9 protein-coding genes, 1 tRNA gene and 1 pseudogene are annotated in these 15,419 nt (G+C 61.9%); all 11 read right to left on the bottom strand.

Going from position 1 to position 15,419, the window contains the following annotated elements; genetic code table 11:
* Window positions 1–51: 51 nt before the first annotated feature.
* Window positions 52–125, bottom strand: a tRNA-Gly gene (locus KUIN1_RS20720).
* A 158-nt stretch (window positions 126–283) separates the two neighbouring features.
* Window positions 284–1,165, bottom strand: coding sequence for an alpha/beta fold hydrolase (locus tag KUIN1_RS20715; protein WP_003406223.1), 882 nt, complete (start codon window positions 1,163–1,165; stop codon window positions 284–286).
* A 126-nt stretch (window positions 1,166–1,291) separates the two neighbouring features.
* Window positions 1,292–1,984 carry a pseudouridine synthase gene (locus KUIN1_RS20710; protein WP_103360003.1) on the bottom strand — a complete coding sequence of 231 codons (693 nt, stop codon included), beginning with the start codon at window positions 1,982–1,984 and terminating at the stop codon, window positions 1,292–1,294.
* A 242-nt stretch (window positions 1,985–2,226) separates the two neighbouring features.
* Window positions 2,227–2,412: pseudogene (locus tag KUIN1_RS20705) on the bottom strand (cysteine-rich CWC family protein); the annotation flags it as partial.
* A gap of 41 nt (window positions 2,413–2,453) precedes the next feature.
* A complete protein-coding gene (locus tag KUIN1_RS20700; RefSeq protein WP_152092242.1) occupies window positions 2,454–5,789 on the bottom strand; it encodes a dermonecrotic toxin domain-containing protein in 3,336 nt (1,111 codons plus the stop codon).
* A gap of 129 nt (window positions 5,790–5,918) precedes the next feature.
* Window positions 5,919–7,733 (bottom strand): allophanate hydrolase, encoded by a 1,815-nt coding sequence (atzF, locus tag KUIN1_RS20695; protein WP_152092241.1) that lies wholly within the window; start codon window positions 7,731–7,733, stop codon window positions 5,919–5,921.
* A 35-nt stretch (window positions 7,734–7,768) separates the two neighbouring features.
* Window positions 7,769–12,343 (bottom strand): 5-oxoprolinase/urea amidolyase family protein, encoded by a 4,575-nt coding sequence (locus KUIN1_RS20690; RefSeq protein ID WP_152092240.1) that lies wholly within the window; start codon window positions 12,341–12,343, stop codon window positions 7,769–7,771.
* 109 nt (window positions 12,344–12,452) lie between these two features.
* Entirely contained in the window at window positions 12,453–13,070 is a 618-nt protein-coding gene (locus tag KUIN1_RS20685) for an urea amidolyase associated protein UAAP2 (RefSeq protein WP_003405298.1), read from the bottom strand.
* Between the two features lie 11 nt (window positions 13,071–13,081).
* The gene (locus KUIN1_RS20680; protein WP_152092239.1) at window positions 13,082–13,807 is read right to left on the bottom strand and encodes an urea amidolyase associated protein UAAP1; all 726 of its coding nucleotides are present in this window, start codon (window positions 13,805–13,807) and stop codon (window positions 13,082–13,084) included.
* Window positions 13,804–14,586, bottom strand: a complete 783-nt coding sequence (locus KUIN1_RS20675) for an ABC transporter ATP-binding protein (RefSeq protein WP_054091772.1) — start codon at window positions 14,584–14,586, stop codon at window positions 13,804–13,806. Before KUIN1_RS20675 ends, KUIN1_RS20680 begins: the two co-directional genes overlap by 4 nt.
* Window positions 14,583–15,398: an ABC transporter permease gene (locus tag KUIN1_RS20670; protein ID WP_003413041.1), complete on the bottom strand. Its 816-nt coding sequence runs from the start codon at window positions 15,396–15,398 to the stop codon at window positions 14,583–14,585. Before KUIN1_RS20670 ends, KUIN1_RS20675 begins: the two co-directional genes overlap by 4 nt.
* Window positions 15,399–15,419 lie beyond the last annotated feature (21 nt).

Genomic DNA, 15,419 nt, shown 5'->3' with positions numbered 1-15,419 from the left:
TCTCGCTGTTACTCAATGGATTTCAGTTAAATCGATGAGTCAGGAGAGAAATGGAGCGGGTAGAGGGAATCGAACCCTCAACTAAAGCTTGGGAAGCTTTCGTTTTACCACTAAACTATACCCGCTCTGAGAGCTGCTCTGAGCGGCTGACTTTGTACCAGAACCCTGCCCTGATTTGAAGCGCTAATTTCACTGCGCAGCGCTTTGCCCCCTGATACTCACCCTGAAAACCCACCGCCAGATGACAATGCTCCGCAGCTGACGGTGGCTCCGTGTGCGGTTTTCAGAAGGTCAGGGACGGATAGTCCTGAACCCGGTTATGGCCGTCGCGTGACACCTGTGCCGGTTGCAGGAAGTTCATCAGTACCTGTTTCGAGTCGCGGCAGGCGGCCTTGTGTTCCATGTCCAGAAAGTGGCCGGTGGCGTCGATGGTGCTGAAGCTGCAATCGTGCAGGTACCGGGAGAACTGCGCTGCGTCGTGCGCGCAGGTGTACTCATCCAGGGCACCGTTGATGAACAGCACGGGGGCGGTGATGTTCTTGCCTGCGGTCAGGTAATTGTCCGGGTCGAGCTCCAGAACCTGGCTGAAGTGGTAATGCATCTGGTCATACTCGTGAGCATCCAGGCTGCTGATATGACGGAAATTGAAGCGCTTGAACAACGTAGGCAGATGCTTGCCGACGGTGTTGTTGATCAAGTGGCCCATGTCATAACGGTTGTGCGCGCCCAGGTGCGTGATGCCGTGACACAGGTAGTCATGCATCTTCTCGTTGATCACTGGGGAGAACGAACTGATCACTGCGCTTTCGATGCGTTTTGGCCGATGCGCCAGGGCAACCAGCGTCGCTGCGCCGCCCCACGAGAAGGACAGCACGTGCTCGGCGTTGAAGTGATCGATCAGTTCCAGCAGCAACTGGCCTTCCTCTTCCCGGGTCAGTGGCGCGCCATGCAGATTGTGCGGTTTGGATTTGCCTGAATAGGGCTGGTCGTAAAGCACCACGTTGAAGGTCGGGTAGAGGTTGCGGACGGTCTGGGCAAATGATGCGGTAGTGGCCAGCGAGCCGTTGACCAGAATGATGGTCTTGGCGGCGGCATCGGTGCGATAGAACTCGGTATAAACCCGAAACTGTCCTTGAATGTCGAGCACTGCTTTTTCTGGCGACATAGGTTTCACTCCTGGCGTAGACAGGTATGCGTGCCTATGACATTGCCCGCGTTTCGTGACAGACATGCGATAGTCGATCAAAGGCCTGTGCCGATCCGACCAGCGTCTGCCAGGCGGCTATGACGTTCAAAACAGGCCGATTTCCCCGGCGTTCAGCGCACGGTAGCTGCCGGGGCGCAGGTCGGGGTCCAGCAGCAGCGCGCCGATGGTTTCCCGATGCAGGCGCAACACTTTGTTGTCGAAGTGGCCGAACATTCGTTTCACCTGATGATAGCGGCCTTCGACAATGCTCAGGCGCGCACTGCGCTGCCCCAACAAGGTCAATTGCGCCGGTTGCGTGGTGATGCCTTCGAATGCGAAATACAGGCCTTCGGCGAATTTCGCGGCGTAGCGTTCATCGATCGGTTGCTCGGTCTCGACGTAATAGACTTTGGGCATTTTGCTCTGTGGCTGAGTCAGGCGCCGCGACCATTGACCGTCGTTGGTTATCAGCATCAGGCCGGTGGTGTTGAAGTCCAGCCGTCCGGCGATGTGCAGTTCGTGCTTGTCAGGCTCGTCCAGCAAATCGAGCACGGTCGGATGCTGCGCATCGCTCGTCGCGCTGACGCAGCCTTCGGGCTTGTGCAGCATGAAGTAGCGGGGGACTTTGCCTGCCTGGAGGATTTCTTCGTCAAGCGCCACACAACTGAATTCGCGTACTTCGTGGTGCGGGTCGCGGGTTGCCTGGCCGTCTACCTGCACCCGTCCGCTGGCCAGCGCCAGGCGCACTTGCTGACGATTGAAGCGTGGCAGGTTGCTGAGGAAACGATCAAGGCGCATGGCGATAACGGCGAGCGAAGGACGGGGCGCGCATCTTACTCTGTGCCCCGGCGTTTCTGTGGACTAGGCTCTGTACGAAAAGTGGCTGCGCTCGGTGATGCTTCGTTAAAAACAGGCTCGGAATGCTCATTTACAACACGTAGAGTCGAACGCGACCCCGGCCGTTCCTCGCCTGTTTTTGCCTCGCCTGACCTTCGCTCGCCGACTTTTCGTACAGAGCCTGGCGCAGCATCCTTGATCCCGGCGCAGCGCGGGCAAAGACAGGCTTTGTCGCGAAGGTTATCCGGCAGCGCTGCCAGCAATGCCGGGTCGATACTTTGCGAAAAGCACCAGCAGGGCTGGTCCACGGTGCGCGGATCGGCCAGGCTGCATTGGTTGCTGAAGCCGCAGAGGGGGCACAGCGCGGTGTCAGGGGAGGCCGTTGTCATGTCGAGAGTAAGCGCCTTGCTGGATGATCGGGGTGTTCGGTTCAGGCCATATTAGCAATCACCGAGCTCGCTGCCGGGGCATGATAGACGGGTGAGCGGTTCATCAGCGCCGATATCGCCGCACACCGGCAGTGCACCAGTAATATTCTGTCGTAATGGATGCCTTGCATGGACAGGCTTTCGAAAAGGTCGGCCAGCGATGGCGGGGGCATGCCGAAGCGATTGCGCACTGTCAGAACATCCATCGGCGTCGGCGGCAACCAGCCGCGCAGGGGCGAGGCGCGCGAATTGCCCACCACGCTTGCGATCTCGTCATAGGTCTCGCTGGTCGTCGTCTGAAACTTGGACAGGCTGTAGTTCTTCAGCCTGCCGGGCAGCGAAGTGCCTGCTATCAACTTGTCGGTGAGAAGCAGTGGTTCAAGCGGTGTGGGCTGCATCACGCTGTGCACCGCCGTGTTGGAACGGGCGAATGGCCGGGCGTTCTTATTGACGACCCGATGCAGCTTCGGGTCCACCAGTTCGTAGCCATGCGGCGCGTAGGTGCGAATCTCGGTGCCATTGGGGATCTTCACCGTTCGGGACCACGGCGTGTAGTACCCATGGCTGCTGACCACCAGAGTGCGCGCCTGACCTCTGTCGGACGTCCATAAGAGGAACCTTTTACCCAGCTTCCAGGCATGGACCTGCAACAGGTTTGACGAGACGGCAGTGCTGACCGTCCAGCGCTTGAGCAGGGCGTCGGTGTGAAAGAATTTCTCCAGCCGGGTCTGCCGCGGCGTGACAAATTGCCTGCGCAACGGCCGGGTGCCGAGCGCCCGGTTGAGTGTAATCGCGGTGGTTTGGCGGTTACGCACGGCAGGTTTGACGATTCGGCTCAGTGAGCGCAGCAGCCTTGGCGTGTGCGGAGCCAGTTGCAGCAAGCCCAGCGTTAGCGTAGCCAGCAACGCCTGGTTTTTCTCTGCGTAACGGCTGCCCGGCAGATGGGTTGCGGCAATGGCCAGCGAGGTGATGCCAATTTCCGTCGCCAGGGAGGCAACGAGCGCAGGTGTCAGCAACAAGGACATAGGCACCAGCAGCCGCTGTAATTGCTGCAGCCGGTCGGTCCAGTCCGCCAGGGTTACCTGCGTTGACGTGACGATCTGATCCTCTGCGTCATCCCGCGCGTTCTGTTTGAGCAGTTGGTGTAGAAAAGCGAATGGCGTGTCTTCCAGCCTTTTTTCACACAACGAGTGGCTCATGGCCTGTCGCGTGTCAGGGTTGTACAGCGCATCGGTCCAGGGGCGAAGGATGGAAACGGGTGGGTTGGGCGCCTGTGTCCCGCCCCATAATTTGAGCAGGTAGTCCAGGCGCTGGTGATGACGGCGGGGAACATACCGCATGACCGCCTCACGCCATTCCGGATTGGCCGTTGCCCGGTTCAGATGCAGCTTCAGCGCCGTGTCATCTGCAAACTCGATGAACGCATCGGCGTGGCCCGCCTGATAAAGCACGTTCGGTGAGCCCGGTTGCTCAAGAACCAGCAGGCCGGTGTACTGTTGTTGCATGCCGTCGATCAACGCGCCCTGGACGAAAAAACCGAGTGACCGCCATTGATCAGGCGCCGAGGGCGCAAGGGTTTCCACGAGCAGATCGAAGGTGCTGCGCGTGAGGCTGCCGCGCTTGAGGCTGATCAGTGCCTGGCTGATGAACGTGGTTCTGAACGCCTGTTCGATGGCGGTTCTCCGCTGGTCCCAGAAGTCGTGGACGCGCTGGGTCATCCAGGTCAGAAAGTCGAAGGCTCTGATGTAATCCTCGAGCGCCTGCGGACTGATCTCCAGCAACTGACCCTGCTCACTGTCGCCCTGCCCGGTGGGGTCGAGGAAGACGATGGTGCCGCCGCCGTGGTCGATGTAGCCAGCTGGGTGATCGACTCGATAATTGCTTATCAGCGCCTCGCTCAGGCTGATCGGCCTCGGGTCGGGCGTGTGAATATACGTAGGCGGCAATCTGGGGTTGCCCAGGGGGTTGCTCGAATAGCCGGGTTGATAAGCGATGAATACCTGTTCGGGGTTGAGCGTCAGCGCGTGGTTTTCCTGTAGATAGCTCGCCATGACCTGGCCGGCCATTTTCGATGCAGCCGGGATCTGCTCCAGAATGCCTGGCTGTACCTGCCACAGGTCTGCTGCACCAGCCAGCGCCAGACTGCGCGCTACCGGTCTGAGCAGGTCGAGCGTGCTGCGCGCGTGGCTGTCGGCTAGAAGCCCGGCGAACCAGGCCTGGGTCAGTGCGGTGAACAGGTCGCCTTCGATCAGCGGCGCCTCGGCAACGATGCCGGCATGCTGCTCAAGCGAAAGAAATACCTGGCCGTAGAGCCCCGAGGCGTTCATCGCCGCCAACAGGCGTCTGCTCATTTGCCGTGGATCATCGCTGATGTATTCGACGACGTTGCCCTTGGCACCCAGGATGTGAATGAAACAGTGCGAGGTGGTTTTCGAGCTGATCTGAAATATTTCCGGCACCCGTTTGCCATTCAGGGTCAGGATCCGGACCTCGGATTTTTCCCCTCGCCCACTCATGCTGATCGTGTCGGTGTCGATGGGAGACCGGTCAAGTCCCATGGCGTCCAGCGCCAGCCAATAGCCGTCCCGGCTGATGTGCCTGTGATTGAGCTGCCGAGCCAGGTTGTCAAGGAACGCCAGCCGCGACAATGTGCGCCAGGTCGCCTCGTGTCGGGCTCTGAAAGCCTGCAGTACGGCGTGGTAATTGCGTTTGAGCGGCAGCTCGCCAATCAGCTTGAACATCTGCGCGGTTGTCAGCACAGGCGTGTTTTCGCACAGTGAAAGATCGGCAAGGGTGCTACGCGACAGCGCCTGGAAGTGCGCAGGCTCGAAGCTGGCCAGCGCCACATCGGTCAGCGACAGGCTGACGCTGTAATGCTCGTGTCCATTGTCGTCAACAGCAGGTCGGTCATTGTTGCTGAAGGTGATCTGCAGGACGTCCGGGTCGAGTGCCTTGCCGCTTTTCTGTCTGAGCAGCTCGGTCAGGTGCTGGCGAACGTAATCCTGTCGGGTCGGCGGAAAGTCCATGTCCAGCTGGCAGGCTTGCAGGAGCAATGGCGAGTCGGCAATCAGCCGGAAGCCTGCACTGTTACGCATGGCCCTGAGCTGACGTTCGATGTGTGGTGCGGCGTCTTCCGGCTCGCTTTCTTCCGCTACCGCAGGCAACGGCGTTGGTTCGGGCATTGAAAAGCCGTCCGCCAGGGTAAACGGTATCGATGCGTTCAGCGTGTCGTGTCTGCTACTGCTGTGCTCGGGGCGCAGAACGCTGGTTTGTTCCAGCAGCAAAGAGGATGGGTGAAACAGCGTGTCCTGGCGAAGCGGACTCCAGATGGGATTCATGACGTGCGGTCAAAATGAATGAATGCCCATTATTTCGAGAAGTGTGACGGGGAAGGTCACAACTATGTATCGCGACACGCCAGCGCGCTGAAAGAGTGAGGCGGCACGCCCGAGGGTGCCGCCTTGCGCTTACTGCTGTTGCAGGTGCGCACGCCAGCCGCCGAGCTGGCTGATATCGCGGGCACCCTCCAGGCCATAGGCTTCACAGATGAAACCGGTCTCCCAGCGGCCGTCGGCCAATTGCACCTTGCCCAGCCCGAGCGGTGCCGGAATGCCGGTCAGGAACGATCCCAGCTCGACACTTGGCAACTCCCAGACCTCCACGTCGATGGCCACGCCCTGTTCGGCCACCCGCACCATGCCGGGCCGAAACGGCGGACCACCGGCCAGCGCATACAGCCGATAGTCGGCCGAGCTTTGCGTGGTTTCCAGCAGGCGTGCCCCGCGTTGCCTGAGCTGCCAGTTCAACGCCAGTCCGTCCAGATGGGCACCGCAGACCACCAACCGCGCCATATCGTTGCGCGCAGTGCTCTGCGGCGCAGGCAGTCGAGGTGCTTCGCCGCCAATCAAGGGCAGGCCGGTTTGCCGCTGCAAGGCGTCGGCCAGGCTGAGCAGGTACTGATCGGTGAACGCTCGTCCGAACAGCGTCACGCCCCACGGCAGACCATTGCTCATGAACGTGCTGGGCACGGCGACGGCGGCGTAGTCGAGCAGGTTGACGAAATTCGTGTAGTAACCCAGCTCCGAATTGCGCAACACCGGCTCGGCCGCCAGCTCTGCGGATGTCACCGGGCGGCCGATGCTTGGCGTTACTACGCACCCCAGCCCTTCAAGCGCCCGATCGCACGTCGCCTTGAGTGCTTGCAGGCGGTATTGCGCGCGAAACGTATCGACTCCGCTGACCTGGGGGGCTTTGGCCAGCACGTCGCGGATCACCGGCAATACCGCGTCAGGGCGTTCTTCCATCAACTGCCCGGCGACGCTGTAGCGTTCCGCCACCCACGGCCCCTCGTACAACAACCGCGCCGCTTCGAGAAACGGTGACAAGTCCACCGTGACCGCTTCGCCACCCAGCGCGGTGAGGTGGTCGATGGCTGCGCTGAACAGTCCGGGCCCCTCGGCACAGCCAAAGAACTGCAGGTCCTCGGCGCGGGGTACACCGAAGCGAAACGGGCGAGGTGTGCCGAACGCCGAGGCGTCGTTCCACAGCGGGTTGCGACGGCTGTACTCATCGCGCGGATCAAAGGCGGCGATCAGTGCCAATAGCTCGCTGGCTTCCCGCGCCGTGGCGGTGAAGGTCGAGACGCAATCCTGCGTGCGGCATGCGGGCACCACGCCCGCCGTGGAAATCAGCCCCTTGCTGGCTTTCATTCCCACCAGGTTGTTCAGTGCCGCAGGCACTCGGCCCGAGCCCGCCGTGTCGGTGCCCAGCGAGAAGCTGCTGACGCCCAGGGCCACGGCCAGCGACGAGCCGGCGCTCGAGCCGCCGGACGGGTACTCGTTCAATACGCTGTTGGGGCAGGCGCCATAGGGCGAGCGGCTGCCGTTCAAACCCGTGGCGAACTGGTCCAGATTGGTCTTGCCCATGGGCACTGCACCCAGTGCGATCAGTTGTGCGACGACGCTTGCCGAGTGCTCGGGTGTGTAGGCGTAGTCCGGGCAGGCTGCGGTGGTTGGAATGGCCGCCAGATCAATATTGTCCTTGATCGCGAAGGGCACGCCGAACAGCGGCAGGTCTCTGGGATCACGATCGTCCAGTGCGGCCAGGTAAGGCTCGAGTTCAGCCGGGCTGAGCAGGTGGATGAACAGGTGATAATCGCTGTTCAGCCTTGCGGCTTTTTCGCGCAGCGCCAGGATCAGCTGGCGCGGGGATATCCGCCCGGACTGGTAGGCCGTGCGTACGGTGTCCAGGCGCAGGTCATTGGGCAGTGCTGTGTCGTTCATGACGGGATTCCCTTGAAAGTGAAAAGTTGTTCGATTCAGTCTGCGCTCAGTACCACCACCCGTTGCCCTGCGCGTACTGCCGAGCCGGGTTGCACCCTGACGTCCTGCACCACGCCGGCGATCGGGGCGAGCAGGGGGATTTCCATTTTCATGGACTCCAGAATCACCAGCACATCGCCTGCTTCCACGCGCGCTCCCGGTTGCACCTGGACTTGCCAGAGATTGCCGGCGATGTGGCTGTCGACGCCTTGCTGGCCGGGTTGCAGGGGCTGTTCTTCAGTGTTCGGCGCCACGCCTTCATCGCTCTGGAAATCGGCCTGCCCGTTGGCGATCCAGCGTTCGCGCTCGGCGTTGAAAGCGGCGTTTTGCTGGGCGCGGAATGCCGTAATGCCTTCGGCTTCGCGGCTCAGGAAGGCCTGGTAATCAGCCAGATTCAGGGTGCTGTGTTCGATGTTCAGGGCGAAGCGACCCAGCGGGAAGTCGCGGCGGATACGCCCCAGTTCGTCGGCGCTGACCGGGTAGAAACGGATCTGATCGAAGAAGCGCAACAGCCATGGTTTGCCCTGGAAGGCGGCGACGTCGCGATAGCGATTCCACATCTGCAACGTGCGGCCAACGAACTGATAACCGCCGGGGCCTTCCATGCCATACACGCACATGTAGGCGCCGCCGATGCCCACCGAATTCTCGGCGGTCCAGGTGCGTGCCGGGTTGTACTTGGTGGTGACCAGCCGGTGGCGCGGGTCCAGCGGCGTGGCCACCGGTGCGCCGAGGTACACATCGCCCAGGCCCATGACCAGATAACTGGCGTCGAACACCGTACGTTGCACTTCGTCGAGGTTGGGCAGGTCATTGATACGGCGGATGAACTCCAGGTTGCTTGGGCACCACGGTGCGTCCTTGCGCACGGTGGTCATGTATTTTTCGATGGCCAGCTGGCAGGCCGGGTCGTCCCAGGACAGTGGCAGATGGACGATGCGCGACGCCACTTGCAGGTCTTTCGCGGCGCACACCGCGTCCCATTCTCCGGCGACGATGTCGAGCAGTTGCCGAAGCGGCAGCTGCTCGGGGCGATAGTGGACTTGCAGCGAGCGAATGCCTGGCGTCAGGTCGATCACACCCGCCAGCGCCTTGGCCTCCAGCGCAAGCATCAGTGCGTGGCCACGCAGGCGCAGCACCAGATCCAGCTCCGGCGCACCGATTTCCAGCAGCAGATGGGTATCGCCGGACAGACGTGCGACCAGGCGTTTATCGTCCTGGCCGATGTCGAGGATGACCGGAGTGCGCAGATCCTCTACGCGAACAACTTCGCTCCTACTGGAGTTTGCGGGGCCTTGTGGGAGCGAGCTTGCTCGCGAAGAGGGCGTTGCAGTCGATGGATTTTCCGCGTCAGGAATACTGCCTTCGCGAACAAGTTCGCTCCTACGGGAGTTTGCGATGCCTTGAAGGCGCGCGGTGCCTTGTGGGAGCGAGCTTGCTCGCGAAGAGGGAGGTGCAGTCAATGGATTTTCTGCGTCAGGAATATAGCCTTCGCGAGCAAGCTCGCTCCCACGGGAGTTTGCCGGGCCTTGTGGAAGCTGGCTTGCTCGCGAAGAGGGAGGTGTAGTCAATGGATTTTCTGCGTCAGGCATATAGCCTTCGCGAGCAAGCTCGCTCCTACGGGAGTTCGCGGAGTCTTGTGGGAGCGAGCTTGCTCGCGAAGATGGCGGTGCAGTCAATGGATTTTCTGCGTCAGGCATATAGCCTTCGTGAACAACTTCGCTCCTACTGGAGTTTGCGGGGCCTTGTGGAAGCTGGCTTGCTCGCGAAGATGGCGGTGCAGTCAATGGATTTTCTGCGTCAGGCATATAGCCTTCGCGAGCAAGCTTGCTCCCACGGGAGTTTGCCGGGCCTTGTGGAAGCTGGCTTGCTCGCGAAGAAGTCGGCACAGTCGATGGGGTTTCTGCGTCAGGCATATAGCCTTCGCGAGCAAGCTCGCTCCCACGGGAGTTCGCGGGGCCTTGTGGAAGCTGGCTTGCTCGCGAAGATGGCGGTGCAGTCGATGGGGTTTCTGCGTCAGGAATACTGTTTTCGCGAACAAGTTCGCTCCTACGGGAGTTTGCGATGCCTTGAAGGCGCGCGGTGCTTTGTGGGAGCGAGCTTGCTCGCGAAGAGGGCGGCACAGCCGATGGATTTTCTGCGTCAGGAATACTGTCTTCGCGAACAAGTTCGCTCCTACTGGAGTTTGCGGGGCCTTGTGGGAGCGAGCTTGCTCGCGAAGAGGGCGTTGCAGTCGATGGATTTTCTGCGTCAGGAATACTGTCTTCGCGAACAAGCTCGCTCCCGCATCGTTCTGCATGACACGCCTCGACACTGACCGGGGTGAATCGGACCCTGTCGCCAGCCTTCAATTGCCCCAGCTGCCACAGGTCTGCCTCGATGATGGTCACCGGGCAGACGAATCCGCCCAGGCTGGGCCCATCCGGCCCGAGGATTACCGGCATGTCCCCAGTGAAATCCACCGCGCCGATCGCATACGGGTTGTCGTGAATGTTGGAAGGGTGCAACCCCGCCTCGCCACCGTCGGCGCGCACCCATTCGGGTTTTGGGCCGATCAGGCGCACGCCGGTGCGGCTGGAGTTGAAATGCACTTCCCAGTCGGTCGCGAAAAACCTCTCGATGTACGCTTCGGTGAAGTATTCCGGGGCCGCATGCGGGCCGTAAATGACCCTTATCCGGCGCACGTCTGTCAGCGCTTCAAGTGCCTCGTCGGCAATCCGCTGCCCGGCACTGCGCTCCATCAGGGGCGCGATGTGCAGCACATCACCGGCGCGCAGCGCGCGACCACCATGACCGCCGAACTGGCCGAGGGTAAAGGTACTTTTGCTGCCCAGATAATCCGGCACGTCGAGCCCGCCGCGCACGCACAGGTAGCTGCGTACACCGGCACCTGCGATGGTGCCCAGCGACAACGTCGAACCGGCGCTCACCAATAGCGTGGTGTTCATCGCACAGGATTGGCCATCGAGGGTGATCGGGATGTGCGCACCGGTCACTGCGACCACCGCATCGGTGTTGAAGCGCAGTAGCGGCCCGCTCATGGTGATTTCCAGCGCAGCGCATCCTTCGGGGTTGCCCAGCAGCTCATTGCCCTGGCGCAACGCGCGGCTGTCCATCGGCCCGGATGGCGGTACACCGACCGCCCAGTAGCCCAGTCGTCCCGGGTAATCCTGAATGCTGGTCTGGGTGCCGCCGCTCAGCACTTCGAAGGTGTCAGCGCGATACACCAGATCTTCCAGACAGCGGGTCCATGGCTGGCCACTGGCGAACGGCGCGTCGGCAATGATCTGGCGCAAGTAGTCGCGATTGGTTTCCACACCGTACAGACGCGTTTCGTTCAGCGCGTCGATCAGCCCGGCGCTGGCGTCCTCGCGGGTCGGTGCCCAACTGATCAGCTTGGCGATCATCGGGTCGAAGTACGGCGGTATCTCGCAACCGGCTTCGACCCAGGTGTCGATGCGCAGCGTCCGGCCATCGGCAGGCGGGAAATCAGCCGCAGTCAGCAGGCCAGGGCAGGGCTGGAAGTCACGGCCCGGATCTTCCGCGTACAGCCGCGCCTGAATCGCATGACCAAGCGGTTTCAGACCGGCCTGCAACTGATCCAGCGGCGGCAGATCACCGGCGGCCAGTTGCACCATCCAGCTGACCAGATCCACGCCCCAGACCTGCTCGGTGACGCCGTGCTCGACCTGCAAGCGTGTGTTCACTTCCAGAAAATAGAAGCGCTGATCTTCACTGTCGAAGACGAACTCGACCGTCCCGGCGCTGCGATAATTGACTGCCCTGGCGAGTTTGACAGCCGCTGCGCAGAGTTCTTCGGCCATGCCGTGCGGCAGGTTCGGGGCCGGGGTTTCTTCCAGCACTTTCTGATTGCGCCGCTGCACCGAGCAGTCGCGTACGCCAAGCGCCAGCACCTCGCCCTGACCGTCGCCGAACACCTGCACTTCCAGGTGGCGGGCGCGCTGGATGTATTTCTCGATGAACACACCCGCATCGCTGAAATTGTTCTGACCGAGGCGCTTGACCGCCTCGAACGAGTCAGCCAGCTCTTCGGCACTGCGACACACACGCATGCCGATGCCGCCACCGCCCGCCGTGCTCTTGAGCATCACCGGGTAGCCGATGGTGCGAGCTGCCGCGATGGCCGACTCCAGACTGTCGAGCAGTTCGGTGCCTTCGAGCATGGGCACGCCATGCTGCTTGGCCAGCGCTCGGGCGGTGTGCTTGAGGCCGAATACGCGCAGCTGCTCGGGCGTCGGGCCGACGAAGGCGATACCGGCGTCTTCGCAGGCCTGAGCGAATGCAGCGTTTTCGGAGAGGAACCCGTAGCCGGGATGAATGGCTTTGGCGCCGCTGGCGTTGGCGATGGCGAGGATCTTGTCCACCGCCAGATAGGTTCCGGCTGCGCCACCTTCGCCCAGGCTGTGGGCTTCGTCGGCCTGCATCAGGTGCAGGCTGGCAGCGTCGGCTTCGGAATACACCGCCACGCCCTTGACCTGCAAGGTGCGCAGGGTCCGCAGGATGCGGCAGGCAATGGCGCCACGGTTGGCGATCAGCAGTTTGTCGAACATGGCATAACCCCGGAAACCCAGTCGCACTCGGTTTCGTGATGGGAAGCGGGCCGTCCCGCTATTGATCAATCTACGCAACGGTCGTCCGTTGCTGAGGGCAGGTGCCGGGTCAGTCGCGAATCAACAACTGCGCAGGCGTCGGGTTGTAGCCGTTGCAGGGGTTGTTGAGCTGTGGACAGTTGGAAATCAGCACGATCACGTCCATTTCAGCGCGCAGCTCGACGTATTTGCCGGGCGCGGAAATACCGTCTTCGAAGGTCAGGCCGCCTTCGGCGGTCACGGGTACGTTCATGAAGAAATTGATGTTGGGGCCGATGTCGGCCTTGCTCAGACGGCCGTCATGCACACAGGCGCGCAGATAGTTGTCGCGGCAGCTGTGCATGTAGCGCTTTTCCAAGGCGTAGCGCACGGTGTTGCTCTCTTGCGCGCACGCGCCACCGAGTGTGTCGTGGCGACCGCAGGTGTCATCGACAATGGTCAGCATCGGCTGGCCGAGGTTGGAAAACAGCACGCTGCCGGTGGTCAGGTACACGCTGTTCTGACGGCGCAGGGTGCGCTGCACGTCGTAGCGTTCACGCGGGTTGCTCAGGCTGAAAAACAGCGTGTCGACGGCCTGATTGCCTTGCAGGTCGAGGATGCGCACGGTCTGCCCGGCCTTGACCTCGGCCAGAAAGGGCTCGCCGGCCGGGATGGTCGCGTCGCAGCAAAGATGAGTGGGTGAGTTCATGACAAGGCTCCTCAGGCGAACAGGCGGTCGGTATTGATGAAGCCGCGCGCGTTTTCCGGGCGCGAGGTGCGGCAGTGCTCGGCAACGCTGGCGTCGGCTTTCATCCAGCTGAGCTTGAGCGGTTGCGGGGCATATTCCGGGTTGGGGTCCATCGGGTGTTGCAGCGCGGTCAGCACCACCAGCGTGTCCATCGGTGCGTAGAGTTCGATGTAGTCGCCGGCTTTGGAATTGTTCGGGGCGAAGTGCAGGGTTCCTGCCTCGTCGACATCGACACGGCTGAACAGGTTGAGGGTCATCAGCAGGTCGGACAGTCCCAGCCCCCATTTGCCCAGCTCGACCAGCAGGTTGTCGACGCCATTGCGAAAGAAGCCGTTGTGCAATTCCTGGTAGCGACCCTGGCCATACTTTTCAGCAACCTCCTGAGCATTGAGCACGCCAGCAATGCTGTCGCTCCAGCCGCAGGTATCAGTGACGATGGCCGCCAGTACGCGGCCCATGTCCGAATACAGGCAATGACCGTTGCTCAGGCGTGCGGTGTGCTGGCATTTGAGGCTGTCGGGCAGGTTCAGCCGTTCGGTTTTTTCGCGGGCGTTGAGCAGGGTCAGGCTGACGTTGGCGTTGCCGTGCAGGTCGGTCAGACGCAGCAGTTCGCCGCGTTTGAGGATGAACGAACGATGGCCGCCACCGGGCAGCATCTCTTCGGCGAAAACCGGGTACAGCGTGGTTGAGTCAGTCATTGAACGGGCTCCTCTGAAACGTTGAGCAGCGAATCGATGGCGGCGCGTTCGGCGCGGCGTTCGCTGTTGAGGGGGATGTCGTAAGTGATGCGTGCGCCATAGGCGCCGGGTGCGTGCGGGTCGTGGCGTACCTTGTCGAAAACCAGCAGGCGGGTGCCGAGGTTGAAACCTTCGGACAGGTCGTGGGTGACCATGAACACGGTCAGTTTCGTTTCGCGCCACAGGTCCAGCAGCAGGTGGTGCATGTCCTTGCGGATGCCGGGGTCGAGCGCGCCGAACGGCTCGTCCAGCAGCAGCACGCGCGGTTTCATGATCAGTGCCTGAGCGATGGCCAGGCGCTGCTGCATGCCGCCGGACAATTGTGTCGGATACTTGTCCAGCGCATGCCCGAGGCCGACCTTGCCGAGCAACTGCGCGGCGTGCTCGCGGGCCTCGCCTTTTGCCTGGCCGAACAGCCGGCCGAGCAAGGGCGAGCGGGGCAGCTCCAGACCCAGCGCCACGTTGTCGAGCACCGACAGGTGCGGGAACACCGAATAGCGCTGAAACACCACGCCGCGGCTGGCATCCGGCTCATTGCGCAAGGGCGTGCCGTCCAGGGTGATCAGACCGCGACTGGGGGATTCCTGACCCAGCAACAGGCGCAGAAAGGTCGACTTGCCGCAGCCCGACGCGCCGACCAGCGTGCAGAACTCGCCTTCGGCCACGTCCAGGTTGAGGCCCTCGAGCACCACCTGGTCGGCGTATTGCTGCCAGACGTTGCGCACACTGATAAAGCTCATGCTCGCGCTCCTTCGTACCAGGGAAAGGCACGTCGGGTCAGGGCTTTCAGGCCCCAGTCCATCAGCCAGGCGAGCAGGGTGATCCACACCACATAGGGCAGGATCACGTCCATCGCCAGATAGCGCCGCACCAGGAAGATCCGGTAGCCCAGGCCGTCAGTCGAAGCAATCGCCTCGGCGGCGATCAGAAACAGCCACGCCGACCCCAGCACCAGACGCAGGGCGATCAACAGGCGTGGCAGTAATTGCGGCAGGATCACCCGCAGGATCAGTGTCCAGGTCGAGGCGCCGAGGGTTTGCGCCTTGATCAGCAGTTCGACCGGGATTTCACGGGCGCGCTGTTCCAGGTCACGGGCCAGAATCGGCGTGATACCGATCACGATCAGCATCACCTTCGACAACTCGCCCAGGCCGAACACGATGAACAGAATCGGCAGAATGGCCAGCGGCGGCACCATCGACAGCACCGTCAGCAAGGGCGACAGCGGTGCGCCGCACAACGGCAGGATGCCCGCTGCGATGCCCAGACACAGACCCAGCAGCGCGCTGATCCCCAGGCCGATGGCCAGGCGTTGCAGGCTCGATGCGCTGTCCTGCCACAGCAGGTAGTCACCGCTGCGCGGGTCGGCAACGAACGCCATGCGCTTGACCGCATCGGCCATCTGTACCGCGCTGGGCAGCAGTTTGTCGCTGGGGTTTTCCGCAAGCCGGGTGGCCGAGCCCATGAAATAGGCGAACAGCAACAGGGCGAACGGCAGGATCACCAGTATCAGGCGACCGGCACGATCCGGATGGCGGTTTATCAAACGCATGGCAATGACCTTTCTACTGAA

This window comes from Pseudomonas sp. KUIN-1 (genome assembly GCF_009176725.1).
GTDB lineage: Bacteria > Pseudomonadota > Gammaproteobacteria > Pseudomonadales > Pseudomonadaceae > Aquipseudomonas > Aquipseudomonas fragariae.
Note: the sequence above shows the minus strand (reverse complement) of the source record. Positions and strands in the feature narration are given on the sequence as shown.